This window comes from Microvirga flavescens (assembly GCF_003290125.1).
Lineage (GTDB): Bacteria > Pseudomonadota > Alphaproteobacteria > Rhizobiales > Beijerinckiaceae > Microvirga > Microvirga flavescens.
In genome coordinates this window covers 94314-120688 of sequence record NZ_QMKH01000004.1, presented here as the reverse complement: position 1 = coordinate 120688, position 26375 = coordinate 94314, and the positions used below count along the sequence as shown (strand labels likewise).

Annotated in this window: 20 protein-coding genes, 1 pseudogene and 1 CRISPR repeat array; of the genes and pseudogenes, 11 read left to right on the top strand and 10 right to left on the bottom strand. The window is 57.9% G+C overall.

The features are described 5' to 3' along the window. Positions 1-14: 14 nt before the first annotated feature. The 7 genes from aptA (at position 15) to DQW91_RS09795 (ending at position 8007) form a co-directional block, all read left to right on the top strand. Positions 15-1340, top strand: a complete 1326-nt coding sequence (aptA, locus tag DQW91_RS09825; protein ID WP_112663654.1) for an omega-aminotransferase AptA — start codon at positions 15-17, stop codon at positions 1338-1340. 139 nt (positions 1341-1479) lie between these two features. Further along, positions 1480-2316 carry an ABC transporter ATP-binding protein gene (locus DQW91_RS09820; protein WP_112663447.1) on the top strand — a complete coding sequence of 279 codons (837 nt, stop codon included), beginning with the start codon at positions 1480-1482 and terminating at the stop codon, positions 2314-2316. Next, positions 2306-3235, top strand: coding sequence for an ABC transporter permease (locus DQW91_RS09815; RefSeq protein WP_112663446.1), 930 nt, complete (start codon positions 2306-2308; stop codon positions 3233-3235). Before DQW91_RS09820 ends, DQW91_RS09815 begins: the two co-directional genes overlap by 11 nt. Beyond that, positions 3232-4191 (top strand): ABC transporter permease, encoded by a 960-nt coding sequence (locus DQW91_RS09810; protein ID WP_112663445.1) that lies wholly within the window; start codon positions 3232-3234, stop codon positions 4189-4191. Before DQW91_RS09815 ends, DQW91_RS09810 begins: the two co-directional genes overlap by 4 nt. Before the next feature lie 35 nt (positions 4192-4226). Further along, positions 4227-5213: an ABC transporter substrate-binding protein gene (locus DQW91_RS09805; RefSeq protein ID WP_198411844.1), complete on the top strand. Its 987-nt coding sequence runs from the start codon at positions 4227-4229 to the stop codon at positions 5211-5213. Between the two features lie 100 nt (positions 5214-5313). Then, the gene (hydA, locus tag DQW91_RS09800; protein WP_112663443.1) at positions 5314-6753 is read left to right on the top strand and encodes a dihydropyrimidinase; all 1440 of its coding nucleotides are present in this window, start codon (positions 5314-5316) and stop codon (positions 6751-6753) included. A 15-nt stretch (positions 6754-6768) separates the two neighbouring features. Further along, positions 6769-8007 (top strand): Zn-dependent hydrolase, encoded by a 1239-nt coding sequence (locus DQW91_RS09795; protein WP_112663442.1) that lies wholly within the window; start codon positions 6769-6771, stop codon positions 8005-8007. Positions 8008-8040: 33 nt separating this feature from the next. Here DQW91_RS09795 and DQW91_RS09790 read toward each other — a convergent pair whose 3' ends face one another. Together DQW91_RS09790 and DQW91_RS16580 are read right to left on the bottom strand one after the other, a co-directional pair. Beyond that, on the bottom strand, positions 8041-8970 hold the full coding sequence (locus tag DQW91_RS09790) for a formylglycine-generating enzyme family protein (RefSeq protein ID WP_245410976.1): 930 nt from the start codon (positions 8968-8970) through the stop codon (positions 8041-8043). A 209-nt stretch (positions 8971-9179) separates the two neighbouring features. Further along, a complete protein-coding gene (locus DQW91_RS16580; RefSeq protein WP_157961396.1) occupies positions 9180-10268 on the bottom strand; it encodes a calcium-binding protein in 1089 nt (362 codons plus the stop codon). 468 nt (positions 10269-10736) lie between these two features. Between DQW91_RS16580 and DQW91_RS09775 the strand changes: the two genes are divergently transcribed. From DQW91_RS09775 to DQW91_RS09765, 3 genes and pseudogenes are all read left to right on the top strand, one after another. Further along, a complete protein-coding gene (locus tag DQW91_RS09775) occupies positions 10737-12158 on the top strand; it encodes a calcium-binding protein (protein ID WP_112663438.1) in 1422 nt (473 codons plus the stop codon). Between the two features lie 192 nt (positions 12159-12350). Next, positions 12351-12464, top strand: a pseudogene (locus DQW91_RS16995) (winged helix-turn-helix domain-containing protein); the annotation flags it as partial. A gap of 374 nt (positions 12465-12838) precedes the next feature. Then, positions 12839-13801: a hypothetical protein gene (locus DQW91_RS09765; RefSeq protein WP_112663436.1), complete on the top strand. Its 963-nt coding sequence runs from the start codon at positions 12839-12841 to the stop codon at positions 13799-13801. Between the two features lie 179 nt (positions 13802-13980). Here DQW91_RS09765 and DQW91_RS16570 read toward each other — a convergent pair whose 3' ends face one another. Together DQW91_RS16570 and DQW91_RS09760 are read right to left on the bottom strand one after the other, a co-directional pair. Beyond that, complete coding sequence (locus DQW91_RS16570; protein WP_157961395.1) at positions 13981-14208, bottom strand: hypothetical protein; 228 nt, start codon at positions 14206-14208, stop codon at positions 13981-13983. A 56-nt stretch (positions 14209-14264) separates the two neighbouring features. After that, positions 14265-15512 (bottom strand): hypothetical protein, encoded by a 1248-nt coding sequence (locus DQW91_RS09760; protein WP_157961394.1) that lies wholly within the window; start codon positions 15510-15512, stop codon positions 14265-14267. A 597-nt stretch (positions 15513-16109) separates the two neighbouring features. On the opposite strand from DQW91_RS09760, the gene DQW91_RS09755 reads away from it, so the two are divergent. Continuing rightward, positions 16110-16523, top strand: coding sequence for a helix-turn-helix domain-containing protein (locus DQW91_RS09755; protein ID WP_112663434.1), 414 nt, complete (start codon positions 16110-16112; stop codon positions 16521-16523). Positions 16524-16619: 96 nt separating this feature from the next. On the opposite strand, the gene DQW91_RS09750 is transcribed toward DQW91_RS09755, so the two are convergent. From DQW91_RS09750 to cas9, 6 genes are all read right to left on the bottom strand, one after another. Then, positions 16620-17924, bottom strand: a complete 1305-nt coding sequence (locus tag DQW91_RS09750; protein WP_112663433.1) for a UDP-glucose dehydrogenase family protein — start codon at positions 17922-17924, stop codon at positions 16620-16622. Between the two features lie 476 nt (positions 17925-18400). Beyond that, on the bottom strand, positions 18401-19480 hold the full coding sequence (locus tag DQW91_RS09745) for a hypothetical protein (RefSeq protein WP_112663432.1): 1080 nt from the start codon (positions 19478-19480) through the stop codon (positions 18401-18403). A gap of 83 nt (positions 19481-19563) precedes the next feature. Further along, positions 19564-20499, bottom strand: coding sequence for a site-specific integrase (locus DQW91_RS09740; RefSeq protein ID WP_112663431.1), 936 nt, complete (start codon positions 20497-20499; stop codon positions 19564-19566). Between the two features lie 158 nt (positions 20500-20657). Further along, positions 20658-21415: a CRISPR direct-repeat array (repeat unit 32 nt; unit sequence CCGCTAGACCACGATCTCTAAGCTGCTAGTCT). 73 nt (positions 21416-21488) lie between these two features. Next, a complete protein-coding gene (gene cas2, locus DQW91_RS09735) occupies positions 21489-21794 on the bottom strand; it encodes a CRISPR-associated endonuclease Cas2 (protein ID WP_198411843.1) in 306 nt (101 codons plus the stop codon). 29 nt (positions 21795-21823) lie between these two features. Then, a complete protein-coding gene (gene cas1, locus DQW91_RS09730; RefSeq protein ID WP_112663429.1) occupies positions 21824-22747 on the bottom strand; it encodes a type II CRISPR-associated endonuclease Cas1 in 924 nt (307 codons plus the stop codon). A gap of 12 nt (positions 22748-22759) precedes the next feature. After that, a complete protein-coding gene (gene cas9, locus DQW91_RS09725; RefSeq protein WP_245410974.1) occupies positions 22760-26032 on the bottom strand; it encodes a type II CRISPR RNA-guided endonuclease Cas9 in 3273 nt (1090 codons plus the stop codon). Positions 26033-26375 lie beyond the last annotated feature (343 nt).

The window sequence follows — 26375 nt, the reverse complement described above, 5'->3', positions numbered from 1 at the left end:
GAATTATGAACGTCATGCCAGCGAGGCGTCCGCTTCCCAACGATCTTGCCGCGTTCTGGATGCCGTTCACGGCGAACCGGCAATTCAAGAAGACGCCGCGTCTCCTCGCGGGCGCGCAGGACATGCACTACTACACCGACGATGGCCGTCCGATCCTCGACGGCACCGCCGGGCTCTGGTGCGTGAATGCCGGTCACGGGCGGCCCAAGATTGTGGAAGCCGTGCAGCGCCAGGTCGCCGAGCTCGACTACGCACCGGCGTTCCAGATGAGCCATCCGAAGGCCTTCGAGTTCGCCTCGCGCCTTGTGCAACTCACGCCGGAAGGGCTCGACCACGTCTTTTTCACCAATTCCGGATCGGAATCCGTTGAGACCGCCCTCAAGATCGCACTCGCTTATCATCGCGTGAGAGGCGAGGGCTCCCGCACACGGCTGATCGGCCGCGAACGTGGCTATCACGGCGTGAATTTCGGCGGCATCTCGGTCGGCGGCATTGTTTCGAACCGCAAGATGTTCGGAACGCTGCTCTCGGGCGTCGATCACCTGCGCCACACTCACGATCCCGCCCGCAACGCCTTCACCAAGGGCGAGCCGACACATGGACTTGAGCTTGCGGAGGATCTGGAGCGCCTCGTGACCCTTCATGATGCCTCCACCATCGCGGCGGTTATCGTCGAGCCGGTGGCGGGTTCCACAGGAGTTCTCATTCCGCCGAAGGGCTATCTCAAGCGCTTGCGCGAGATCTGCGACAAGCACGGCATTCTCTTGATCTTCGATGAGGTCATCACCGGCTTCGGCCGCCTCGGAACGAACTTCGCCGCCGATTATTTCGGTGTCATTCCCGACATCATGATCACCGCGAAAGGCGTGACGAACGGCGTCATTCCAATGGGGGCGGTCTTCGTGAAGTCGGAGATCCACGACGCCTTCATGACGGGCCCTGAGCATCTCATCGAGTTCTTCCACGGCTATACCTACTCGGCCCACCCGATGGCCTGCGCCGCCGGCATTGCGACACTCGATACTTATGCGGACGAAGGGCTTCTCACGCGCGGGGCGGAACTCGCGTCATATTGGGAACAAGCGATCCACTCGCTGAAGGACACGAAGCATGTGATCGACGTCCGCAATATCGGCCTTGTCGGCGCCATCGAGCTTGCATCGATCCCCGGCGAACCGACGAAACGCGCCTTCTCGGTGTTCCTGGAATGCTTCGAGCGCGGCGTCCTCATCCGCACGACAGGCGACATCATCGCTCTGTCGCCGCCTCTCATCGTCTCGAAGGCGCAGATCGACGAAATCATCGGCACCATCGGGGATGTGCTGAAAGCGACGGCATGATGCTCAGGAACGGAGCAGACTTCCGTTCCGTCCGGTTCGCAGATCCCGCAAATCTCAACTGGCATGATCCTTGCGAGAGGGAGTGTAACTGGTGAAGCCGAAGGGAGAGACAGTGCTGAAGCGCGTAACGGAGGACTTTATGGGCGATAGCGGAGCACAGCCTGGACTTAGCGCGGAACCCGGGCTTGCCAGCCGTGCGCCCGTGGTCGACATCCAGGGGCTGTCTCTTACCTACGAGGCCGCCGACGGCCCGGTCTATGCTCTTTCCAATGTCGACCTGCAGATTGAGGAAGGGGAGTTCGTCTCCTTCATCGGTCCCTCCGGTTGCGGTAAGACAACGTTGCTTCGCGTCATCGCGGATCTCGAACAGCCGAACGGCGGCCATATCCATGTGAACGGCGTGAGCCCCAGCGAGGCCCGTGTCAGGCGGGACTACGGCTTCATCTTTCAGGCTCCGGCGCTCTATCCGTGGCGGACCATTCAGAAGAACGTGGAGCTTCCGCTCGAGATTTTCGGCATTCCCAAGGCGGAGCGGAACGAGCGCTCGCGCCGTCAACTCGAACTAGTGAACCTGAAAGGCTTCGAGAAGAAGTTTCCCTGGCAACTCTCCGGCGGCATGCAACAGCGCGCCTCCATCGCCCGCGCGCTCTCCTTCGATCCGAAGCTCTTGCTGATGGACGAACCCTTCGGGGCTCTCGACGAGATCGTGCGCGACCACCTCAACGAGCAGCTTCTCAAGCTTTGGGACAAGACCCGCAAGACGGTCCTGTTCGTCACCCATTCCATTCCGGAGGCGGTGTTTCTTTCATCCAAGATCGTGGTGATGTCACCGCGTCCCGGGCGGATCATCGACGTGATCGACGCCAGTCATCTTGGCCGCGAGCGCAAGCTCGAAATCCGCGAAACGCCCGAGTTTCTTAAGATCGCACACCGGGTCCGTGAGGGCCTGAGGGCAGGGCACTCCTATGACGACTGAGGCATTGAGCCTTCCCGCGCGCCCATCGCCACGCAAGGCAGCCCGCCGCAAGGAAGGAAATGCCGGGCCGGTGTTCGTGGTCGTTCTGGCGATTGTGGCGCTCTGGTACACCGGCACGATCCTGATGAACTGGCAGGGTACCGCGGATGCCTTTGCGCGGGCGGGGGAGGCCCGTTCCACGAGCGAAATCCTTCTCGCCACGATGGAGCAGGAACGCCCGATGCTGCCCGCGCCGCATCAGGTGTTCGCCGAGTTGAAGAAAACCACCATCGACACGCCGGTCACGTCCCGCCGCAGCCTTCTGTACCATGCCTGGGTCACGCTCTCGTCCACGCTGCTGGGCTTTGGCCTCGGCGTACTGCTGGGGAGTGTTCTCGCGGTCTCGATTGTCCATGTGAAGACGTTGGAACGCAGCCTCATGCCGTGGATCATCTCTTCGCAGACCATCCCGATCCTCGCCATCGCGCCTATCATCATCGTGGTCCTCGGCTCCATCGGCATCACGGGCCTTTTCCCGAAAGCGATCATTTCCGCCTACCTTTGCTTTTTCCCCATCACGATCAGCATGGTGAAGGGGCTGACATCGCCCGATCCGATGCAGCGCGATCTCATGCGCACCTATTCGGCTTCGCTCGCGCAGACATTCTGGAAACTGCGGCTGCCCGCTTCGTTGCCGTATCTTTTCACCGGCCTGAAAATCGCCGTCGCCATCAGCCTTGTCGGAGCCATCGTGGGCGAGCTGCCGACAGGGGCGCAGGCAGGTCTCGGCGCGAGGCTTCTCGCGGGCTCCTATTATGGCCAGACCATCCAGATCTGGGCGGCGCTATTCGGCGCGGCGCTCCTCGCCTCCCTGCTCGTCGCCCTTGTTGGCCTCGCAGAGCGCTTTCTGAGCCGCAGCATGGGAGCGCGCCCCGCATGAACGCCTCTTCCCGCGCCATCGTTCTGACACCGCTCGTTTTCCTTGGTTGCCTCTATGCACTCAACTTGGTGCATAGTCCCGCCGTGACAGGGCAGGCCGGACTAGGCTTCTGGTGCTTCATTGCGTTCCTTTGGCTTGCCTCCATCGTCGCGTTGAGCGGGCTCTCGCACCTGAGCCCCAAGAGCGCCACGTTGCGGCGTCTCGTCGGCCTCTCTGTCCCGGTCCTCTTCGGCGCTTTCCTGTTCTTCCTCTGGGAGGTCATCGTCGTCGGGGCAGGGGTTCCCTCCGTTCTGATGCCTGCGCCATCGGCCATCGGCAGCCGCTTCGCCGCCTCGCTGCCGGTGCTGCGTGACGACTTCGTGCAGACATTCGTGAAGTCCGTGCTGTCCGGCTACGTGATCGGATGTCTCTCGGGCTTCGTCGTCGCCATCATCGCTGACCGCGTTCCATTTCTGCGGCGAGGCCTTCTGCCGCTCGGCAATTTCGTGGCGGCCCTTCCGGTCATCGGCATCGCGCCGATCATGGTCATGTGGTTCGGGTTCGACTGGCCGTCCAAGGCCGCAGTCGTCGTGGTGATGACATTCTTCCCGATGCTGGTGAACACCGTGACGGGACTTTCCGCCGCCGGTCGGCTGGAGCGCGACCTCATGCACTCCTACGCGGCGGGCTACTGGACGACCCTTGTGAAGCTCCGGCTTCCCGCCGCACTGCCCTTCATCTTCAATGCGTTGAAGATCAATTCGACGCTCGCCCTCATCGGCGCGATCGTCGCCGAGTTCTTCGGCACGCCCATCGTGGGCATGGGGTTCAGAATCTCGATCGAGGTCGCGCGCATGTCGCTCGACATGGTGTGGGCCGAGATCGCGCTCGCCGCCATCGCCGGATCGATTTTCTACGGCTTTGTCGCACTCGTCGAGCGCGGCGCAACCTTTTGGCATCCGTCGTACCGCACATGAGGGAACATCGGACGACGTAGGAGGAGAGAAGAATGATGAGAAGCGTTCTATTGGCCGGGGCTCTCGCCGTTGGCTTCACGACGTCGGCCTTCGCTCAGGCCGACAAGGTGACGATCCAGCTCAAATGGGTCACCCAAGCGCAGTTCGCGGGATACTACGTCGCGAAGGACAAAGGGTTCTACAAGGAAGCCGGCCTCGATGTAACCATCAAGCCGGGCGGCCCCGATATCGCACCGCCCCAGGTCATCGCCGGCGGCGGCGCGGACGTCATCGTGGACTGGATGCCCTCGGCTCTCGCCGCGCGTGAAAAAGGCGTGCCGCTCGTCAACATCGCCCAGCCTTTCAAGAAGTCGGGCATGATGCTGACCTGCCGCGCGGAAACCGGCATCAAGGCTCCGGCGGACCTGAAGGGCCGCACGCTCGGCGTCTGGTTTTCGGGCAACGAGTACCCGTTCCTCGCCTGGATGGCCAAACTGGGCTTCAAGACCGATGGATCGGCAGGCGGCGTGAAGGTTCTCAAACAGGGCTTCAACGTCGATCCGCTCATTCAGAAGCAGGCCGACTGCATCTCGACCATGACCTACAACGAGTATTGGCAGGTCATCGATGCCGGCTTCAAGCCCGAACAGCTTGTCGTCTTCAAGTACGAGGACCAGGGCGTCGCGACGCTCGAGGACGGTCTCTATGTCATTCAGGACAAGCTGAAGGACCCGGCCTTCGTCGCCAAGATGGCGAAGTTCGTAGCGGCCTCCCAGAAGGGTTGGGACTACATGCGCCAGAACCCCGACGAGGCGGCCAAGATCGTCCTCGACAACGACGCCTCCGGCGCTCAGACCGAAAAGCACCAGAAGCGCATGGCAGGCGAGATCGCGAAGCTTCTCGACACGTCCGGCAAGGGCAAGCTCGATCCGGCGGATTACGACCGCACGGTTGCGACGCTGCTCGCTTCAGGCGGCGATTCTCCGGTCATTACCAAGAAGCCGGAAGGTGCCTGGAGCCACGCGGTCGTCGACGCGAAGTGATGCCATCAACCAAAAGCGCTCCTCCCCATCATGGGGAGGAGTTCTGTTCCGGCGGGAACAATCCGCCCTTAACAAGAAACGACCAGAGGAGACATCCACTATGGCCCTACTCATCCGCGGCGGCACCGTTGTTAATGCTGACTTGAGCCGCCGGGCCGATGTTTTGGTGGACGGTGAACGGATCGTCGCCGTCGGCGAAAACCTCGAAGCGCCAGCTGGAACCGAAATCGTCGATGCGGGCGGCGCTTACGTCATGCCGGGCGGCATCGACCCGCACACGCACATGGAGTTCCTGTTCATGGGAACCGTGTCGGCAGACGATTTCGAGTGGGGCACCAAGGCGGCCTTGTCGGGCGGCACCACGACAATCGTGGACTTCTGCATTCCGGGCCAGAACCAATCCCTCGTCGATGCTTATCGCGACTGGCGGAACAAGTCCGAAAAGGCGGCGGGCGATTATTCGTACCACCTCGCGGTCACCACTTGGTCCGATCAGGTCGAACGCGAGATGGGGGAGATCGTGAACACCCACGGGGTGAACACCTTCAAGCATTTCATGGCCTATAAGGGCGCGCTGATGGTGGATGACGACATCCTCTTCCGCTCCTTCAAGCGCTGCGCGGAGCTTGGCGCCACGGCCCTCGTTCATGCCGAGAACGGCGACGTGGTCGCTCAGATGCAGGAAGACTTTATCGCCCAAGGCAAGACCGGCCCCGAATTCCACGCCTATTCCCGCCCGCCAGCGGTGGAGGGGGAGGCGGCCCAGCGCGCGATCGTCATCGCCGACATGGCTGGCTGCCCGCTCTATATCGTCCACACGTCATCCAAGCCCGCTCATGAGGCGATTGCCCGCGCGCGTGCTGCGGGTCAGCGCGTGTTCGGCGAGCCGTTGATCCAGCACCTCGTGCTCGATGATACGGACTATCTCAACAAGAGCTGGGATCACGCGGCACAACGCGTGATGTCTCCGCCCTTCCGCCACAAATCCCATCAGGACAGCCTCTGGGCGGGCTTGCAATCGGGCTCGCTGCAGGTCGTCGCCACCGACCATTGCTCCTTCACCATGGAGCAGAAGCGCATCGGCAAGAACGACTTCCGCATCATCCCGAACGGCACGGGCGGGCTCGAGGATCGCATGCCGGTGCTCTGGAGCGCCGGCGTGAATTCCGGCAGGCTGACGCCGAACGAGTTCGTCGCAGCGACGTCGGCCAACGCGGCCCGCATTCTCAACATGTACCCCCAAAAAGGCGTTATCATGCCGGGAGCCGACGCGGACATCGTGATCTGGGATCCGAAGGCGACCAAGACCGTTTCGGCCAAGACCCAGGTCAGCCGCATCGAATACAACGTGTTCGAAGGCTTCGAACTCACGGGCCTGCCCGCAAAGGTCTATCTGCGCGGGCAGTTGGCGGCGGAGAACGGACAGGTGAAGGCACAGCGCGGCCAAGGCCGTTTCGTCTCCCGCCGTCCGCTCCCGGCCTTTGCTGAAGCGCAGCGCCGCTGGAAAGCGAGCACTGCGCCGAAGGCCGTGGTTCGCTGAAACGAGGGCGAGATCATGCAAAACCTCACCATCAATCCGCAGCGCCTTTGGGACAGCCTGATGGAAACCGCCAAAATCGGCGGCACCACCAAGGGGGGAATTTGCCGGCTCACCCTGACGGATTTCGACAAGCAGGTTCGCGACTGGTTCCGCAGCCAATGCGAGACGCTCGGTTGCACGGTCACTGTCGATCAGGTCGGCAACATGTTCGCGTTCAGGCCGGGCAAGCGGAATGACGTGGAGCCGATTGCCATCGGCAGCCACCTCGACACGCAGCCGACCGGCGGCAAGTTCGACGGCATTCTCGGCGTTCTCGGTGGTCTGGAGGCCCTGCGCACGATCCACGATCTCGGTTACGAGACCAACGCCCCGCTGATGCTCGTCAACTGGACGAACGAGGAAGGCTCGCGCTTTGCCCCCGCCATGCTGGGCTCAGGCGTATATGCAGGCGTGTTCGACCGCGCCTTCGCCGATAGCCGGGAGGACAGGCAGGGCGTGCGCTTTGCCGATGCTATCGAGAGCATCGGCTATCGTGGCACGGCGGCCCCGGGTTCGGTGAAGTTCGGCGCAATGTTCGAGCTTCATATCGAACAAGGGCCGATCCTCGAAGCCGAACAGAAAGTCGTCGGCGTCGTCACCGGCGTTCAAGGCATGCGCTGGTATGAGGTCGAGCTGACAGGCCGTGAGGCCCATACAGGCTCGACCCCCATGAGCCTGCGCACGAACGCTCTTCTGGGCGCAGCGCGGCTTGTCGAGCGGGTGGACCAGATCGCTCTTGAGCACGCACCGTCCGCAGTCGGCACGGTCGGCCTTCTGGAGGTGAAGCCCAATTCCCGCAATGTGATCCCGGGCCACGTCTTCTTCACCGTCGATTTTCGGCATCCGGACGATGCGGTGCTGGACGTGATGGAACGCAAGCTGATGGAGGCCATTCCCGCCATCGCGAAGGAAATCGGCCTCGAAGCCGAAGCGAAGAAGGTATGGGATTCCCCCGCCGTTCGCTTCGATCCAGATTGCGTCGCGGCGGTGCGCGCTGGAACCGAAAAGGCGAGTCTTCCGGCAAGGGACATGGTGTCCGGGGCAGGGCACGATGCCGCTTACATCGCCCGCGTCGCGCCGACCACGATGATCTTCGTGCCATGCGAAGGGGGATTGAGTCACAACGAAGCGGAGAGCACCACCCTTGAAGAATGTGGCGCTGGGGCGCAGGTTCTGTTGAACGCGATCCTGGAATACGACCAACGCTACGCGTGACCAGCGCGGTTCGAGGGGGCGGCATGCGTACCGCTACCTCACGACACAGCGGAAGCCGACATGGCTCGTGGACGTATCGATAGGCTCCGGATGGCGCGCGGCCGGACGGTAGCGTCGGCAATAGGACGGCGCGCAAAGATGTGAGCCGCCTTTCAGCACCTTGCGAGGAATGCGGATCTGCGGCTGACAGGGATCGTAGCTTTGATCTTCCCGGCCTCCGCGTGGGTTGTGTGGAACGCAACATGGCCTCTCTGCATCGGCGGGGTGCTTCGAAGCGTAGAAATCGCTCGTCCATTCCCACACATTGCCGATCATGTCGTAGAGGCCGTGGCCATTGGGCGGGAAAGCCATGACGGGTGACGTCCGCTCGTAGCCGTCTTCGCGTGTGTTCTGGAGCGGAAAAGCTCCCTGCCACGTGTTCGCCATGTGGCGACCCTCCGGAGTGAGTTCGTCGCCCCAGGCATACTCGGCTCCGTCGAGGCCACCGCGCGCGGCGAATTCCCACTCAGCTTCCGTCGGCAATTCCTTGCCTACCCAGGCGGCGTAGGACACGGCATCGGGATAGGCCACATGAACGACCGGGTGATTATCCAGGCCTTTGATCGAGGATCCTGGTCCATAGGGCCGCCTCCAGTTCGCCCCGAACCTGAAGGTCCACCACTGGCTCCAATCGTTCAGATTGACCGGATGGGACGGCGGATTGAACACAAGAGAGCCCGCCTTCAGCATGTGCGGCAATGCGCCGGGATAATCCTTGGGATCGGGTTTTGTCTCTGCAACGGTAACATGCCCCGTCGCCGCGACGAAGGCGCTGAACTCCCGGTTGGTGACAGGCGTCCGGTCTATCCAGAATCCGTCGACGGTCACACGGTGGACGGGCGCTTCCTCGGGATAGTGATTGTCCGACCCCATGCGAAATGTGCCCCCCTCGATCCTCACCATTTCAGCGTGACGGTGGCTCATGGCTTCTCCTTAGGACATGTCCGTGGGCGGGGCGGCAGAAGGGCAGCCAAGGTCCCGGCGATAAACGCGAATGCCCGTCAAAGGTTGCCGTCGCTAACGGATGGGTTCTGATCAGAACCAGATCGGAGCGCACGCAGCGCTGTAGCGAGGTCTTGCCGTCACGAGTCCCGCCATCTGGGGAACTGCCCACGAAGACGAGGGAAGGGGCACTACACCAACAGGAAGTCGTTGTGGGCGAGATCGACGGGCTTGTTGGCCAGCGTGGCAATCTTGATTTGCGCCTTCGATCCCGTCCCGTCCGGGTCGTAATAGAGTGCGCCCGTCCCCTTGTCGTAGATGATGCGATCATCCGCGTCGTGCGCCTTGGCGCCCTTGTAGAAGACTTTTGATTTCAGCGCGCCTGTACCTGCCCCTTTAAAGATCGCCTTCGACAACCAAATCGTGTCGTCCGCATGGCTGAAGTCGGTGATTGTATCGACATTGCCCGACTTGCTGAGCGCGGTGTCGAAGGCGAAGATGTCCATACCCACGCCGCCAGTCAGGATATCCCGGCCGAGCCCACCATGGAGCTTGTCGTTGCCTTCATCACCAAGCAGCGTGTCGTTACCCACGCCGCCCATGAGGAGATCGTTGCCAAGGCCGCCGGAGAACGAGTCGTCGTCGATACCGCCGGTAGCTGTATCGTTACCCAGACCGCCAGAGAGCAGGCCGGACAGCCGCCCCGAAGCACCGCTATAAACATCGTCGCCCTCGCTGAGCTCGACAATGCCAACAATCCTGCCGGTATTGATGATCGTATCGATACTGCCGGAGGCGTAAAAAGCATACTTGCCCTGGATGAGGCCGCTGTTGGTGATGGTCACCGCCTCGTCTGCGTTGTGGAGCACACCATAAGTGCGACCAGCGATGGTGCCGGAATTGACGAGCGTCGTAGACGTGGCGGCATTCGCCGAGTTCAGGACAACACCGGCACTCGAACCAAAAATGTCCCCAGCATTGGTAAATTGGGTGCCATAACCAAAGGCTACGAATCCTGTATCGCCATAGCCCCGAATGAACGCACCGGCATGGACGTCAATCGTATGCCCTTGAGCGGCTGAGCCGTCCCCGAGTCGAATGCCGCTCGCGGTGGTGCTGACGACAGTGCCGTAGATGTCGGCAACGTTCCCCGTCCCCTGGAAATAAATGGCACGAGAACCGGTGACGCTGAGGGTGACGGTGGGGCCGATGAAGATACTCTCGCCATTCGCGGCGCTATTGACCGCCGTCGTTCCGGAGATCGGAGCGTACCAAGCCATGACCTATTTCCTCTCTATGGGCCGCGCACAAAGCCAAACTTGGCTTTGACCAGCTCTCTTCAAGAGACTAGGGGGCAAAATGGTGGAGGGAGTGGGAGAAGATTGCCAATTTTCCGATTTGAGAGGTCGCGGCGAGGGCACGCCTTGAACACTATACCTCTACGCCGGCTGAAGGTGTAATGCAGATCAGTTCCCTCTCTATCAAGACGATAATGTCGAACGTATTTACGCGTGCATCATCTCAAATTCTTCTAAGGCTATAAAAAATAAGCGTTAAGTCAGCTTCAGTCATATGAAAATTACTCACTTCACTCATTTCCCCATCTAAACAGAGAGTGCGCGCCCCCCTCCATCGCGGACAATCTTCCCTTGAGAAGACCTGAGCGAGAACAAGGCTAACTCAACGGGGGCAAGTAATTGGCGTCCAAAGCCCAATGGGGATGATGGACGCAGACCCGGGAGAAAATTATGGCTGTTAATCAACTCATGCAGGCTCACGATGAATTCTTCGATGGGACCGGTGGTATTATAACCTATGGAGGGTGGGTCCCTGGCACTATGATTATTTACGCAGACGGACACATTGATTTGGACCGCCCAAGTAGACCTCCTGCGCCATCTACGCCATCTGTTGAAATTAACGTTCTACCGCCATCGTTCTTGCCCATCGATTTTGATGGGGATTATCACAATGACTTCCTTTACGGCGAGGCAGAAGACCTTGCAGCGGAGGTCAACTATACAGGCACTTCTGGCTTTACGATTGTCAGTTACAGCGCTTCCACATCGGGCCTCGTCGCAAGTTTGAGCGAACCGTCAATTAATACTGGAGACGCAAAAGGAGACACTTACGGTCCTTCCGTCGAGGGCTTAGGTGGCACCGCCTTCAACGACGTCTTGTATGGCAGCAATCTCGGAAACATACTTTTGGGAGGTGCTGGCGCTGACCAACTCTTCGGACTTGGAGGCGATGACAGGCTGTTCGGGGACGGTGGAAACGACACTGTCGATGGTGGCTATGGTAATGACGTCCTGAGCGGAAATACCGGTAATGACGTCCTGTTCGGACGTTATGGGAACGATTGGCTCGATGGCGGTGGCGGCAATGATCACCTCGACGCTGGCGAAGACAATGATGTGATCTTCGGCGCAGGCGGCGATGATACAATCATCGGCTGGACTGGCAATGACATCCTTGCTGGTGGAATCGGCGCGGATTCGCTTGACGGTGGCGACGGTTTTGATACCGCCGTTTATTCAAGCACAACGTCTGGGATACGTGTGAGCTTGATGAATCCATCGATCAACACAGGCGAAGCGCAGGGCGACGTATTTGTCAGTATCGAAGGGCTACAGGGGACAACATACAGCGACATGCTGCAAGGCAACGGAGCAGCGAATGAGCTGCAGGGACTGGGTGGCAACGACGAGCTCCTGGGAGGTGCCGGGGCCGACACCCTCGATGGCGGTGCCTCTTACGACACGCTGGTAGGCGGCGACGGGTCGGACGTACTGAGCGGCAGCAGCGGCCGGGACGTGTTCCGGTTTGACTGGACGCTGGGTTCCAGCAACGTGGATACGATCACCGACTTCAATGTGACCGAAGGCGACAAGATCGAGCTCGAGACCCACGTGTTCCGGAAATTTCCGGATGTCGTGGTCGAGGAAACGGACGATGGGCTGATCGTCTATAACAGTCAGCTACAGGCAACGCAGTTTAAAATCGGGTCTGAAGCGACGACTGCGGCCCACCGGATCATCTACAACAGCACGACGGGTGCGCTGTTCTATGACGCCGATGGCACGGGCGCAGGCGTGCAGGTGCAGTTCGCGCAGCTGAAAGCGGGTCTCGCCCTCTCCGCCTCAAGCTTCGGTCTCTACACCCTCTAATTACGAGGCCCCCTTGCAACGGCGGCAGTCGGCACTGAGAGTGCCGACTGTTTTCGCGCTCGAAGGCAGGACGGTCGGGAATTTCTGGGTCGATATAACCCGCTCTACGGCGTTCACGAACTTCGTTCAGATTTGGCAGATGGAAGGCCGAACGCGAAAATGAAAACGTCACAGCCGTCTGGGGCGGCGGCGGCTCACGAGAACGACACGCAGTATTTGCGAGTCTACATCGGCCAACTTCGGCGGAAGATCGAAGCCAATCCGTCAGATCCCCGCTTCCTCCTGACAGAAATCGGGTATCGGGTATCGATTTCTCGATACGCACATCAACGAATGAACTGGCGGAGGGGGTGGGAGAAGATTGCCAATTTGCCAGGCAAGGAAAGCTAAGGTTTCGCTGGCCGCTGAACGTGTCGATCAACCGTTTCTGTACCAGATTAACGTACTAAGGCAATTCCCTTGGTCTGTATGTAAGCCACCAAATGACCTCAAAGACCTTCGTTGGCCTAAGATAACCGTTTAGTGTCCTCTGTCAGGCCATCAGGTTTTCGAGATCGATAATTTTGGGGTTGTCAGTGCTCCCCGTGAAGTTCAATAGACCAGACGATCAGGATGTCCGCACTGCCTATGCGGCGGACACTTCTCACTAAATTTTGACAGTCGATATCTACGGGGCAAGTATGCAGGATATCCTATTCGTTGGGACAAAGAAGAACGCACTGCATGGGAATGGCAAGGTTGGGTATTTTTTCCAGTATGCAGAACCGATCTTGAACCGGTGTGGCCTTAACGTCTTCAAGTACGAGAGTTTTGATGCATTAGAAGCGCGCATTTCTCAGCACAAGCGAGCTGTTGTTGCTCTCATATACAATGAGGAGGAATCCTTTGAGGAGGTGTTGAACACGGAAGACCTGTGTTCAAATCACTTGGAGCGGTTTCTGCTGGTACACCCTTACAAGACTGGGCAGATCGTTAGCAGCAAGGCCGCCTCCAACGAGGCGTTTTCGAAACGGGGTATCAACGTTCCGCCGATGGCGGCGGGCACAACCGCGTTAGGGAAAGTGTTCTCGAATGTGATTCAAGGGTCCGGCCAAGCGGTTTCAACAAGACACGCGGGTGAAACGTTGGATGAGCGGCGGTACAATACAGCCTTCATTAACACGGTGCATAGCTTCAGAGGAAAGGACTACTTTGTCTCGCTTCGGGCCATGTGTGTTGGTGGAGTTTGCCACTCCGTTTACGTGCGGTGCCGTCCGGTCGATGAAGGGAACCCATCAGTGCATGCTATCAATACGCCCCTTGAACCGGATCTCCTAAATTACTTGTACACTCGGCTCGTTATTGGATTTCGAGATTATATAAATGAAATTTGCCGTAGTGTTGGTGATGTTTTAGGTCTTGGTTTTTACTCGCATGATCTGCTCCCCTGCGCAGATAGCGGAGAGATTTACATTTGCGAAACGGGGTTCAAATTCGACGAGATCTCTCTAAAGCATCATCTGATGCCGATTAAAGATCAGGTTGTTATGGCTGACTTGTTTGAAGGCCGAGAAATCATCAAGGCGGCGCACCTTTTTGTTCAGCAGGCGGCCGATTTGGGGTTCTTAAGTTATAAAAAGCCACCCACCGCTCTGGGTGTTTAACCTCGCTAGCTGGCGGACACTCGCTCCAAGCTGAGCGTGGAAGCGAGCGGATGCAGGATAACATTCCAATACGGGCAATCCCTCCCTTAGATGTTACTAAATCACGCGCCGAGTTAGGCCCCAATTTGGGTTTCTGGGTGATGCTACGCTTCAATGCCGCCACTTAAATAGGAGATGTTTCAGGATCGATTTTGGTTCAGCGCCCTGTACTCTTGGCGCACCTGATCGCTTCTCAAGACGTCATAAACAAGCGGTGGAATAGAGACGCCGCGCTCGACAAGCTCTCTTACAACTCTACTCAAGTTGTGAATATGTTCACCACTGTCCAATCCCTCTTGGAGAAGAATTTTTATTTCTTTCGCTAGTTTAGAAGCCAGTTCAAGGAGCTCTGATTGCTGGTTTGGCATGTAATATTCTCTCAATGATTGCGTCCATGTCGCACGCTGACCAAATGATCAAAACCTTACTTCTTAAAATCAAACAACGCCGAGCTCACGAAGTGTTCTCTTGCCCAGAGATCTTCTTCTGAATTGTACCAAAGGCCAGAAAAAAATTCTTTTTCAAAACTCTTAAGAGCATCGCTGCTCAATAATGAAATTGGAGGAGCGCCACTAACCATTGCGGGGTGCTTGCTGATGACAACGCTTTCCAAGGCATAATCTGCTGTTTTTGAGACAGCATACTTCGTTTTTTGAACAATTTTTGCAACGTCAAGCCTGATTTTGTCGCAAGCCCACTTCAAATGAAGCGTCACGAAACCTTGACCTTCTGGCTCGAAGCGAGGTTTGTAGTTTGTAAAATGGTAGCCGACACTCCAACGCACTGGGATACGGGCGAGATGAGGTTTGCAAAGCCCTGAAGCGGCCAACCCAAAGCGCCGCTGTTGGAGAACCGGCTGGTTAAAGTCAAAGTCGAGCTCGTCATCGAGCTGAATTATATCAAACCCCCTTGACGTCGATATATCCGAATTCAGCGCTGCAAGCGTTTCAAAAAACGATTTGCCGGAAGCAGGATGCGGGACGACAATTTCGTCGACGTCGCACAATAGGGTCCACTCGAAATATGCCTGCAATCCTTGACACAACCGGGACATAATTTGCGAGCGCGCCGCATTGTCGTAAGGAAATCCGTCAATGGAAATTACACCGCCAAGAGCGTACTTAGTGAACTCCTGGGGATTAGGAGTGACAATGAAAATAGCATTCGGCTCAACAACTGAGGTATAATAGTTATAAAAATATGGGAACCATGCAGACGCATCGTGTGCATAAGAAATTACGCACAGTGGTTTCTTAGAGCCTAACTGTTTCCAGCTTTTTGGTTCTGCGAAAATCTTGTTGAATTCAAGGCGCTTCTCAGGGCTCAGAAATCGGACCGCCTGCGCCATCCCTCGGAAATCTGTGCTTTCTAAGCTCGCCGCCTGCCGAAGCGGCTCCCATACAGTCAGTGGAATTAAATGGCCATTGTGATTGGCATGTACAGCCAAGCGACCGTTGAAAAACTCACTAGGCATTGCAACGCGCGGGAGCTTGGCCTTGAATCCAAGGCGCCCCGAACTTTCAGCAAAATCCGTTCTGGGGACATTCACAGGAACAGTCACTGTATCCTGATCAAGGCTAATGACTACCGTGATGCCTGCGTGTCCATCACATGCTACCCATCCAGAGATGGTGTCTCCTATCAGTGAGTCTACAGCACCTGAGATAGCCATTTAATACTCCCCGTTGCCTGCTAGAGATGCCCTGAACTGTTACCAAGGTGCAAGTAAGTTTCAGCGGTTGTTACGCCGGTTGGCAAGGGTTTAGCAAGGGTTAGCGCGAGAGCTTGCTGCGCGGCTCGATGACCTATTGCGACTCGTAAGTTCGCGACGAAATCCCGCCGCCATCTGATCGCTCAACATCAAACTCGTGCGCTGCCGTGTCGGCGAACCTCATTCCCGGATTGTTGAGGCCTGCGATGAAGTGGGTTGTCTTGCTCTACCCACCGTTCCAGCCAACCAACCAGATCAGATGCGAGTCCGGCGCGCATTTGCCAGAGGAGCCGCTTATCATAATCGGGCGACAAGGTCGCGCATTGCGGACGTCGATCCGACCGACCATGCACTGGGCCTGTGCTAGGGCTCACGTTGGGTCAGGAGTTGCTCCGACAGAAAATAGCGCCAAAAACCAAATAGTTAACCGACTTAAATGACGGAGAGGGGACGGCTATACGACCGGCGCGGCGACATTGGTCAAGTTGCCATCGGATACGGGAGCGCCCTAAAGGGATGGGCACCGTTCAAGATCCCAGCAACTCTGAAGGTAAAACGATGACGAAGAAGCAGCCTAGTCCGCGGGACGAGGAGATCGGCCGCCGCATCCGTGCGCGACGAGCGTCGATCGGAATGTCGCAGATGGCCCTCGGCGAGAAGCTCGGCGTAACCTTTCAGCAGGTCCAGAAATACGAGAAGGGTACCAACCGCATTGGATCCGGCCGCTTGGAGGATCTGGCGCGGATCCTCAATGTGCCGATCGCCTTCTTCTACGATGAGATTGAGCCACAAGAGGGGAACGTAAGCAGCATCCTTGGGCTGGCCAATACGGTTCAAACCTTCAGGCTGCTGAAGGCGTTCTCAACCATCGAAAGCTCTGAGATGCGCCAAGCAATCGTCAATCTCGTCGTTCAAATCGCCTCCGGCAGCGGAGGTAGCGACAAAACATTGCAGATTTCGGAAGGCACATGATACTTGCCGCGCCTTGTACCGTCTTAAACCAGCAGCAAAATGCCTCCTGCGGACTAGGCGTTCATGCCATCATTAGGTCGGAGTGGTTGTGAGGGACTAAGGACGACCGACGCTAACATATCTGAAGCCGTTCCGCTGGAGATCCTGCGGATCATAGACGTTGCGCAAGTCGACAATCACTGGTTCGAGCAGAAGGTGTCTCAGACGCCCCAAATCCAGTGCGCGGAACACATCCCATTCCGTTACGATGACCAACGCGTCAGCATTTTGGGCACACGCGTAGGGATCCGACGAGAATTCCACATCAGGCAGAAGATCTCGGGCTGCCTCCATCCCCTCCGGGTCATAGGCGCGTACCCTCGCTCCTGCATCCTGCAGGGCTGTGACGATTGTGAGAGATGGGGCGTCCCTGAGATCATCCGTATTAGGCTTGAAGGTCAAGCCTAACAGCGCCACCGTCTTTCCTCTGACCGCCCCCCCACAAGCCGCAATGATCTTCCGGCTCATGGCGCGCTTGCGCTGATCGTTGATCGACGCAACAGTCTCGACCAATCGGACCGGAGAAGCGTTGTCTTGGGCTGTCTTGATCAACGCTAGGGTGTCCTTGGGGAAGCACGACCCACCATAGCCTGGGCCAGCATGCAGGAATTTCGGGCCGATCCGTTTATCGAGGCCAATCCCGCGGGCGACATCCCGGACGTCTGCCCCGACCTTCTCGCACAAATCAGCCATTTCGTTGATGAACGTGATCTTAGTCGCTAGGAAGGCGTTGGCCGCGTATTTTGTTAGCTCCGCGGTGCGCCGAGACGTGACGACGAGGGGCGCTTGGTTGAGGTAGAGGGGCCTGTATAGCTCCGCCATGACGGCCTGTGCGCGGCCGTCTTCAGTCCCGATCACGATCCGATCCGGTCGTTTGAAATCCGAAATGGCCGCGCCCTCGCGCAGGAACTCGGGGTTGGAGACTACGGCGAACTCGGCCTCCGGGCGGGTTTCGCGGATGATGCGCTCCACCTCGTCGCCCGTGCCCACGGGCACGGTGGACTTCGTCACGACGACGGTATAGCCGTCGATTGCTCCAGCAATGTCTCGTGCGGCCTGATACACGTAAGACAGGTCAGCGTGTCCATCTCCGCGGCGGGATGGTGTGCCGACGGCGATGAAGACCGCGGACGCCGATCTGACGGCCTCATACAGGTCTGTCCCGAATGTCAGCCGCCCACTTCTCACGTTGTCCGCGACGAGATCATCGAGCCCTGGCTCAAAGATTGGGATTTGCCCCTTAACAAGGGCGTCGATCTTCCCCTGATCCGTATCGATGCAGCAAACTTCATGGCCGAAGTCAGCAAAGCATGCCCCGGACACTAATCCGACATAGCCAGCCCCAATCATTGCGATGCGCATAGTATTTTCCTTCGGCGGGATAAGCGGGCACGAATACAACCGCTCAATAGGGAAGGGAAGACGGGACACAGCGCGCCTTTGCAAGTCGGCACTGATTTGGTCTGGACAAAGGGCACTTCAGGATACGGTGCGACACCTGTCACACCGTTCGGGCGGGCCGCAAAACGGAATGGGTCATGGCCATCACTAAGGCCGTAGGCTCATAATTGCGTAGCCACAGCCGCATTGCAGCGCTCGCTGAGCGATGCCCTTCAACTGGTGCTGTGCATCTAGCCATGTAGCCAAAATACCATCACCGCTCTCCAGCGCTAGCGCAGAGCGACTTCGCCCCCTCGGCTGTGGCCCGGTTTTCCACCATTTCCGGTCATTCGGTTTATGGGTACGCGACCTAGTGTAGTCTTCGCCAGGAGCGTCACCACACCGATAGAGAGCTCCAAAAGACAGGTGTGCGATGCCGTAGCTCAAGGCGGTCGGGCTCAGGAGCTTCGCCACGGCGTAAATGCGCACCGAATTGTATCGAGAATGCCAAGCGAAGATGCCATCGCTTCCGACATTGCCGCAATGTAGTCTTTTGCAATTCCCGCTCTCGCGAAATCGACCTCACGGCCATAATCTTCAAGCGCCTGCGATTGAAACCAATCCAGTCGCAACCTTGTTGGAACGCCGTCTGCGTAGAACGCAGCCATCAAAGCAGCATCTCGCCAGCGGTATTCCGGGACCGCTTCTTCAAGAATACCCCGCAGAGCAGGGCTCTCCCAAATCAGACGCTGGACGGCTTTCCGCCCGCTTCGCGTGTGCTTGTCCATCGCGTAGCTTGGAATACCATTGAAGGTCGCATAAGCCGGTGTCGGGCTCTCAATAATGCGAGTTAGGTCTTTTCGAACCTCCATCTGGATGAGCGGCACGAGGGCGACAATCGGCTCGCGGGTGAGCCGACAAGCCATTTCTGTCGCTTCTACGAGTCGAGGAGATATATCCGCGTCGCGGTAAAATTCGGCCAGAGCGCGCGCTTGTTCCCTTTCGCGGCTCGGGTTGAAGCGGCATCCCAATCCTGACGCGTACCATGCCGCCACGGCCCGTTCCGATAGGGAATGGTTGGCGCCCTTCACAATCGAGAAACGTTCCGATTGAGTGGCACTCCCACAAATGTCCCGCATCTGTGCCAAAGGAGGATGATGCATTGCGGCGCAGATCAGGTAATCCGCGCTTCGATCTTTGGGAGCTTCCGCAAGACGGCGCACGAGATGAAAGAGGAGGGCGATGTCATGTTTTGATCGCTTCTCGACTTTCAATTCCGCCACTACTTCGGTCACTTCGGCAACGGCTTCCTCAGATCCAACGCCGATGTCCTCGAATGCAATGACGATCAAGCGACGCCACACGTCACGACCGGCTTCGAGACATGTCAGTGCCGCCCGCTGTGCGGTGACGGTGTCGCTTCGGCGAATTGCCTTCTGTAACGCGCTTGCCGCAATCCACGGATCGCAGGGAAGGAGGGTGATGTCGGGGGCGAAATTTTGCTCAAAGAGGAGCGGCTGTTGATCGAAAGAAGGCATCCGTCAAACCTTTGTATAATAACGGTTTGACGTTAGCTTTGGCCGTCGGCGGGGCAATGAGGATGTCTTTGCCGCCGATGAAATTACAAGACGGACGCCGCGTTCTGGATAAACATCTCTCCATCACGGATATAGCGGGAAAGCACTGCATCGGACCGATGACCGGTTTGTGCTTTGATCTTCCAAGTCGGGACACCTGCTTCGGCGGCACTGGTCGCCAAACCAGCGCGGAGGGAGTGCCCGGAATAGCGCGTTGGGTCGAGGCCTGCGGCTTTGGCTCTTCGTTTGATAATATGGGCAACAGCCTCGCCGGATAGCGCGGTCTCAGCTATCACCCCTTGGCGGTCGATTGGCCGAAAGATTGGCCCTTCACCTATCTGAGCGCGTGCTAACCACGCTTCCAAGGCCAGCACAGGGCAGGCGACAGTTCGGCCGTAGGGAATACCGATCTTCCGGCCATTGCCTTCCTGATCCGTCTTGCTTCGGGTTATTTGGATGAGGAGCCCATGCGGGACGCGTGCGATATCAGAGCAGTTGATTGCACGCAGCTCGGACCGACGAAGCGCGCCCGCAAACCCGATCAATATCAGTGCTCGGTCCCGAAGGTCGGTCGGATTGTCGCCAAATCCCGCGATCATACGGCGAACATCCTGAACCAGAAGAGCTGCACTCTGACGCTGAGGTTTGCCGTGGACGCGCCGAATGCCTCTCATGGTGAGGTGTACGAGATCTGAGGTGACAGGGTTGGGAAATCCGCGGCTCGTGTGGGCCTTGCTGATGGAGACGAGGCGGCGGGCAAGAGTTGCGATGCTCAGACGCTCGGCATGCACCGATAGATATCGTGCGATGGTCTCAGCACTGGATGGTACCGAGCCACCCCATAGAAGAAAGTGATCGAGATCCGCCCGGTAGGCTCGCCGCGTATTCGCCGATATCGCAGCTTCGGTGAATTCCCTTACAGCGATTGGAAGTGTCTCACGAAGGCCTGAGGGTTCAGTCGCTGCTATGATCTGGTCCATACCTAATCCGCTATATTTTCGACGTTAACGGAGAGGCGGCGAGGTGCAAGGAGGGAAGTGGCGGTTGCGTTTTATACCTCTGATAATGAGGGATTATCAGAGGTTATGATGGGCTCATGGCCTCTTGGGTGAGGAGCCGTCCGGTGATCTCATAATTGCCGCTAGACCACGATCTCTAAGCTGCTAGTCTGATCTCCGTCGCGCCGCCCGCGCTCCCAAGGTTGCCGCTAGACCACGATCTCTAAGCTGCTAGTCTAACGTATCTGATCAAGGCTGTGTCGACGCAGTTGCCGCTAGACCACGATCTCTAAGCTGCTAGTCTCATCGAGCCCGCCGTGAAGATGCACACGCCGTTGCCGCTAGACCACGATCTCTAAGCTGCTAGTCTTCCATGACGAAAGTCAAAGCGTGGCGCCGGGTTACCGCTAGACCACGATCTCTAAGCTGCTAGTCTGAAGCCGACATGATGAGCGACGGTGCCATCGTTGCCGCTAGACCACGATCTCTAAGCTGCTAGTCTCTATGCGCCCGGCATTACTCCGCCCGTGGGGTTGCCGCTAGACCACGATCTCTAAGCTGCTAGTCTCATCGAGCCCGCCGTGAAGATGCACACGCCGTTGCCGCTAGACCACGATCTCTAAGCTGCTAGTCTTCCATGACGAAAGTCAAAGCGTGGCGCCGGGTTACCGCTAGACCACGATCTCTAAGCTGCTAGTCTGAAGCCGACATGATGAGCGACGGTGCCATCGTTGCCGCTAGACCACGATCTCTAAGCTGCTAGTCTTACATCTGATATATTCGGCAAGCTGTTCAGGTTGCCGCTAGACCACGATCTCTAAGCTGCTAGTCTCGGATCCGTCACCCATCCGCGCCTTTTTGGGTTGCCGCTAGACCACGATCTCTAAGCTGCTAGTCTAGATGCGCCGTTATCTTGTTGAAAAGCGTGAGATAACGGCGCTTCTTGGCAAAACAGAAAGCGTGCCAAATCTCTAAAACAGGGCCAACTGATCTGGGTTTTTCCGTCGCCGCTTGCGACGCTGGCCCGAGAATCGGACGATATTTTCATACTGCCGATCGGTGAAGGTAAGTATGTGAACATCACCCTGATCGGGCAGGTTGGCCTCGATCCGACGCATGTAGGCTTCAAATTGTTCTTTGCCGTTGCAGAAGCGCGCATAAACCGAAAATTGGCTCTTTTCGAAACCTTCGTCCAGCAAAAATTCCCGAAATTTGGTCGCCGCGCGCCCTTGCTTCTTGGTGGTGACGGGCAGATCAAACATAACGAAGATCCACATGAGTCGATAGCCACTGAGTTGGGTCGCCGTCATCGCAGCAGAGTGTCCAACCCGGCGAGATCGGCGGCAGACGGTGGTTGAGGCAGAATAAGGTTCGCAGCCTTTCCGCTTTGGAAGCAATCAGCGAGAGTCTGCGCCGTACGGATGGCAGTTCCTGTGACAGTAGTGATGCCAGCCTCTCCGGGAAGGTCAAGTGCAATCAGTCCGGCGAAGGCGCGCTTTGCTTCCGGCGTAACGGACTCGATCCCAGCCACAAGCAGGCGAAGGGTTAGAGCATCAACTAGCGGACGGAACGGCTCAATCAGATCGTCTGCCAATGCGAAGGCGTTGCCGCGGTTGGTGTGGTGAATTCCAATCGAGGGATGGAGCCCCGCAGCGACGACGGCGCGGGCGCACATGGAGCGAAGTATCGCATAACCATAGTTGAGCATCGCGTTTGCGCCGCCCGACTCACGGTCACGACGAAAATCCTCTCCCATCAGCAGCTGCCAATAGCGACGTGCTGCCTGTGCTTCCACATTCTCGGGATCCCCCGACCCAACTTTCCGTGCCAAAAGATCGAACGCGGAGGCCGATTTTCCGTTGGCTTCCAGTACTGCCGCCTGCCAGCGTATTTTTGCGATGACGACGCGCCGCCACAATTGCTTGGCAAGGGGCTTTCCTGCCTCCCATTGCGCGCGGATGCGGCCGTTCTGGGCATGATGACCGTCGAGAGGGAGGCACACGGCCACCGGCGCATGGTTCGATCCGCACAGCAGCATCAGTGCCCCCCGCTCGGCAAGAGCTACTACAAGATTGGTCGACCATGTGACTCCGTGCGCGTGCACGATCACGGCGGCGACATCATCAAGAGGGATCCGCCCGACCTCCTGCCGATCCTCCGAAACGATCATGAATCCACGATAGGCCGAAAGGTGGCGGCCATCGGTCGCGATATCGACGATCCGCTCCATATCCGCCTCTGCTTAGGTCGATTTTCTGCGTGTCTGACGTCTCGCTATCCGCGCAGGAAAGCCTGGATCCTGAACGCGCCCCAGTTCGTCGATGCGGACCTGACGGGCCTTGACCCTCTTCAGTCCTCCTGCTGTCGGCGCTATATATTTGAACGGATCCTCGTCATTTGGGGCAGCGTCACGCCGCTTAAGATCTCCTGCCTCGTTCGGCGCGGCCAAGGTGATCTGGCCGTTCTGCCCGAACTTGACTACCCGCATCAATCGCCGCTCGCCGCCCTCCGGTTCGATGGCTATTACATCGTTCTGCTGCAGGCTCAGAACCTTGCGCGCGGTGGGGTGGGCGGCTCTGATCCTCGATGACCAGCCGGGCTTATGTGCATCGAACATCGAAACGACCTCCGGCACCCACTTGCCGTCCGCCAGCTCCCATACGTCATAGCGATAATTGGAATCGCCCTTGTAACCCTTGTAGACGTGTCCGGAGGAGTCTCTGATCTCGATGACCTTCAGCGGCTCAACCGCGCGCACGCGGCGAATGCCGCGGTATTGCAGCGGGCCGAGATACGCGAAGTCGGCAAGGGCCTTCTCGAAGTCCTTACCCTGACGCCCTTTCGTGAAGTCACGCAGAGCCTCCTTGAGGTCCACATCGCGAATGATGTCGAGATCGGAAGGGCTAAGCCCGCCAAGGGGCTTTCGGGTTACGACGACGCTATTACCCTTCGCGTCCGTTTCACCGGTCAGACCGTAAGCAGTTTCATTGTGCAGCCGTCCAGCTGTGGTGTCCAGGCCCTTCTGCAATCTGGCTTTGGAAACCGTCCCGTGATCGGCACGGTGACTGACGACGATGTCATTGACGACACGGCGCAAGTCATCGCGGAACCCCTTCCACGGCTCGGGAACGATAATGCGTTCGCGCCCCTCGCTACCATCCTGTCCGGAAATGCGCGCGATAGCCTGCAGCATCGACCGATCCACAATGGCGACAACCGCTGCGTCGATGGCGTGGTGACGATGATCCAACCTGTTCTTGGAGGCATCACCGCCGGCGAAGTTGTGATCGGGCAGCAGCTCATTGAGCCCGAGCTTGCGGCGGACCATTTCTGTTAGGCGACCAGGTGAGACCCAGACGTGGCTGGAGCCCTCTCCCTGCTCCGGATAGAGAGCTGCCAGATATTCGCGGGCCAGTCGTGAGAGATATTGCGTGTCGACAAGGTGGCGAGCGAGAAAGCCTCCCTCGTCCTGAAAACGTTCCATTGCATCCGGCTCGAAGCGCCACCGCTTGTTATTGGGCAGGTGGGCAGCACGAGCGGCAATTTCGTCCCATTGCGAGTTGTGTCCCCACGCCTCATAAGGCGAGCGTTTGCTCTTGAACCGGTTCGCCTCGCGCATGCAGACGATCTTATTGCCGTTGGAATCGTCTAGGGTTGCCTCGAAGGGGAGGATATGGTCGATCTCGACCGCACCAGAAAAGAGCATGTCAATGGAGATCTGCTCTCCGGTATAAATGCATCGTCGGTCCAAGGCGTTGTCTCGATTCAGTTCCTCCCAGAGTTTGAGAAGAGCGCGATTAGCACCCGTATCGGGTTGACCGATTTCAAGGAGCTTCTTGGAGCGCTTTTCGGCAGCAATACGATTGTCGTTGTTCTCCTTGTTCCGCTGCCGCTTTTCGTCATCGGTGAGCTTCAAATCACGGGCAAGCTCGATAGCGATTTCCTTAGGAGGGCCATAAGCGCGGATGAGCCGGTTGACCACGCGACGAAGCTGGTTGAGCCCGATATGGACCGTTGGATTCGTGAGGCGCCCGATGCGCATCTCATCGGGATCCGAGGGTTCGCCCGTTCCCGGCATGATATGACGTTCAAGGACAGCGCCATAATAGGGCAAAGTCATATGAATCTCGCCCGTCCGGAGGTCACTATGGTGCCCAAGGTCAGCCCGTTCGACAGCCTCGCTGTAGACAATGACCCGTCCATCCTTCGTTTCGTGGCGCAGAGCCTTGATAAGGCGGCTTGTGGCCGTGTGGCCGAAACGACCGTATCCTTGGGGTAATCTGGCTCCAACAGACGCGACTGATGTCGCCTCATCGGCCGACAGGGCGTGAATTGCCGATAGCCAGGCGCAAAATTTTGCATCGTCCTGATCTGTCTCAATCGCGCGAAGCCGCGCCACAACCTCCCACTGCGCATCAGCAGACAGATGCGCCCAGCGCGGACCGAAACGTTTCTTGTCGCTCAACAGTGCGGAGACCTCATCGCCCTTTAGTTCAGGCCGATTCTCGCTCTCCTTATTGAAACGAGTCTCGGGGTCGAGTTTCAGCACTTTTCGCAAGCTCTCAAATTTAACTTTCGCCTTGTCTTTCAGCTTCAGGAATAAAAGATCGCGCTCCTCCATCATTAGCCGCTGGGCCTTTTCACCCGGGCGCACGATCATCAGCGCGTTCAGTTCTTCCAGCAGGCGGCGCTGCTGGAACAAAGGATGCGCTTTGGGAAGGCGCTTCTCCTCAGGGAGCAACATGCACGCTCCGACCTCCTGTTCCTTGAGCGGTCTCTGGTGGAAAACGATTTCGAAAAGTCGGTCATGCACTTCCTGCGCGAGCGCCTCAGGATGGTGAGGGGCCTGAGCTTGCCAGATAGCATCAAACTCCTCTTCGAGAAGAGAGCGGCCTGGGTAGAAATCATAACCGTCGCCCTTTGCTCCATCTCCCGCTTCAGGGCGCAGGCGAGCTCTTACACTTGGAATGCGATTGCAATCCGTGGCGGCACTTCGCCGGTTATGCAGAAAATCGCCAAAAGTCCTAGCTCCGCTTTCCTCGATAGCCATCCTCAACCGATCGATACCGACGGCGATCTTTCCGGCCTCGTCGTCCGCCTTCCTATCTGCCTTGCGGTTCGACTTAAAACCTCGCCTCTGATTGAGATGAAAAAAGGCGCGACCTATGTGATAAAGGGGGAGGCGTTCATCCAAAGCTCGCGACCGCAACTCAAAGGGATCGAGCCCTTCCAAGAGCTTCCGATCTCCAGGAGTCGCCGGAAACACCCCATCTTTCGTGAGGTGCTTGATAAGCGCCGCTTGACGCCGCTTAAACCGGTCGCGCCGCCGCCGCAGGGCCCTGGCGTTGCGCCGGTCGACAGCTAAGGAAGCGCCGGATTTCGGCTCGCGCCCATCACTGTAAATCCGGGCACCTGCACCGATGATTGCTGCAGGTTGACCATCCTCGTCGAGCAGAAACCCACACCATCCGAGCGAGGTTGCGCCGAGGTCAATTCCAAGCCGCCACTTCATCATTCCCTCCGACCTTCACTCAAAAGAATAAAATCCGGTTGACCTGAGAAATTCAACTGTTAGTTTGTGCTCAGAGATCGTGGTCTGGCTGTTAACAAGCAGCTAGTCTGCACCAGATAAGGGCGGCGCTCCGGCGTCGCCTTTTTTGTTTACCTACGTGGCACTGGAGCGTCAGATTTTTCGTTTTTGACGACAGTTTAGGTGAGGACGCTTGGAGCGCCTCCAAGGTAGGAAGGCCCGGCGGTAGCGCTATAACTCTGACTGTCCAACGCTGCAAAAAGCCCTTCTTTTTTGTCCGGGAACTTTCCGCGTTACGTACACAAGAACCGCCTCTTTCTCTTGCACC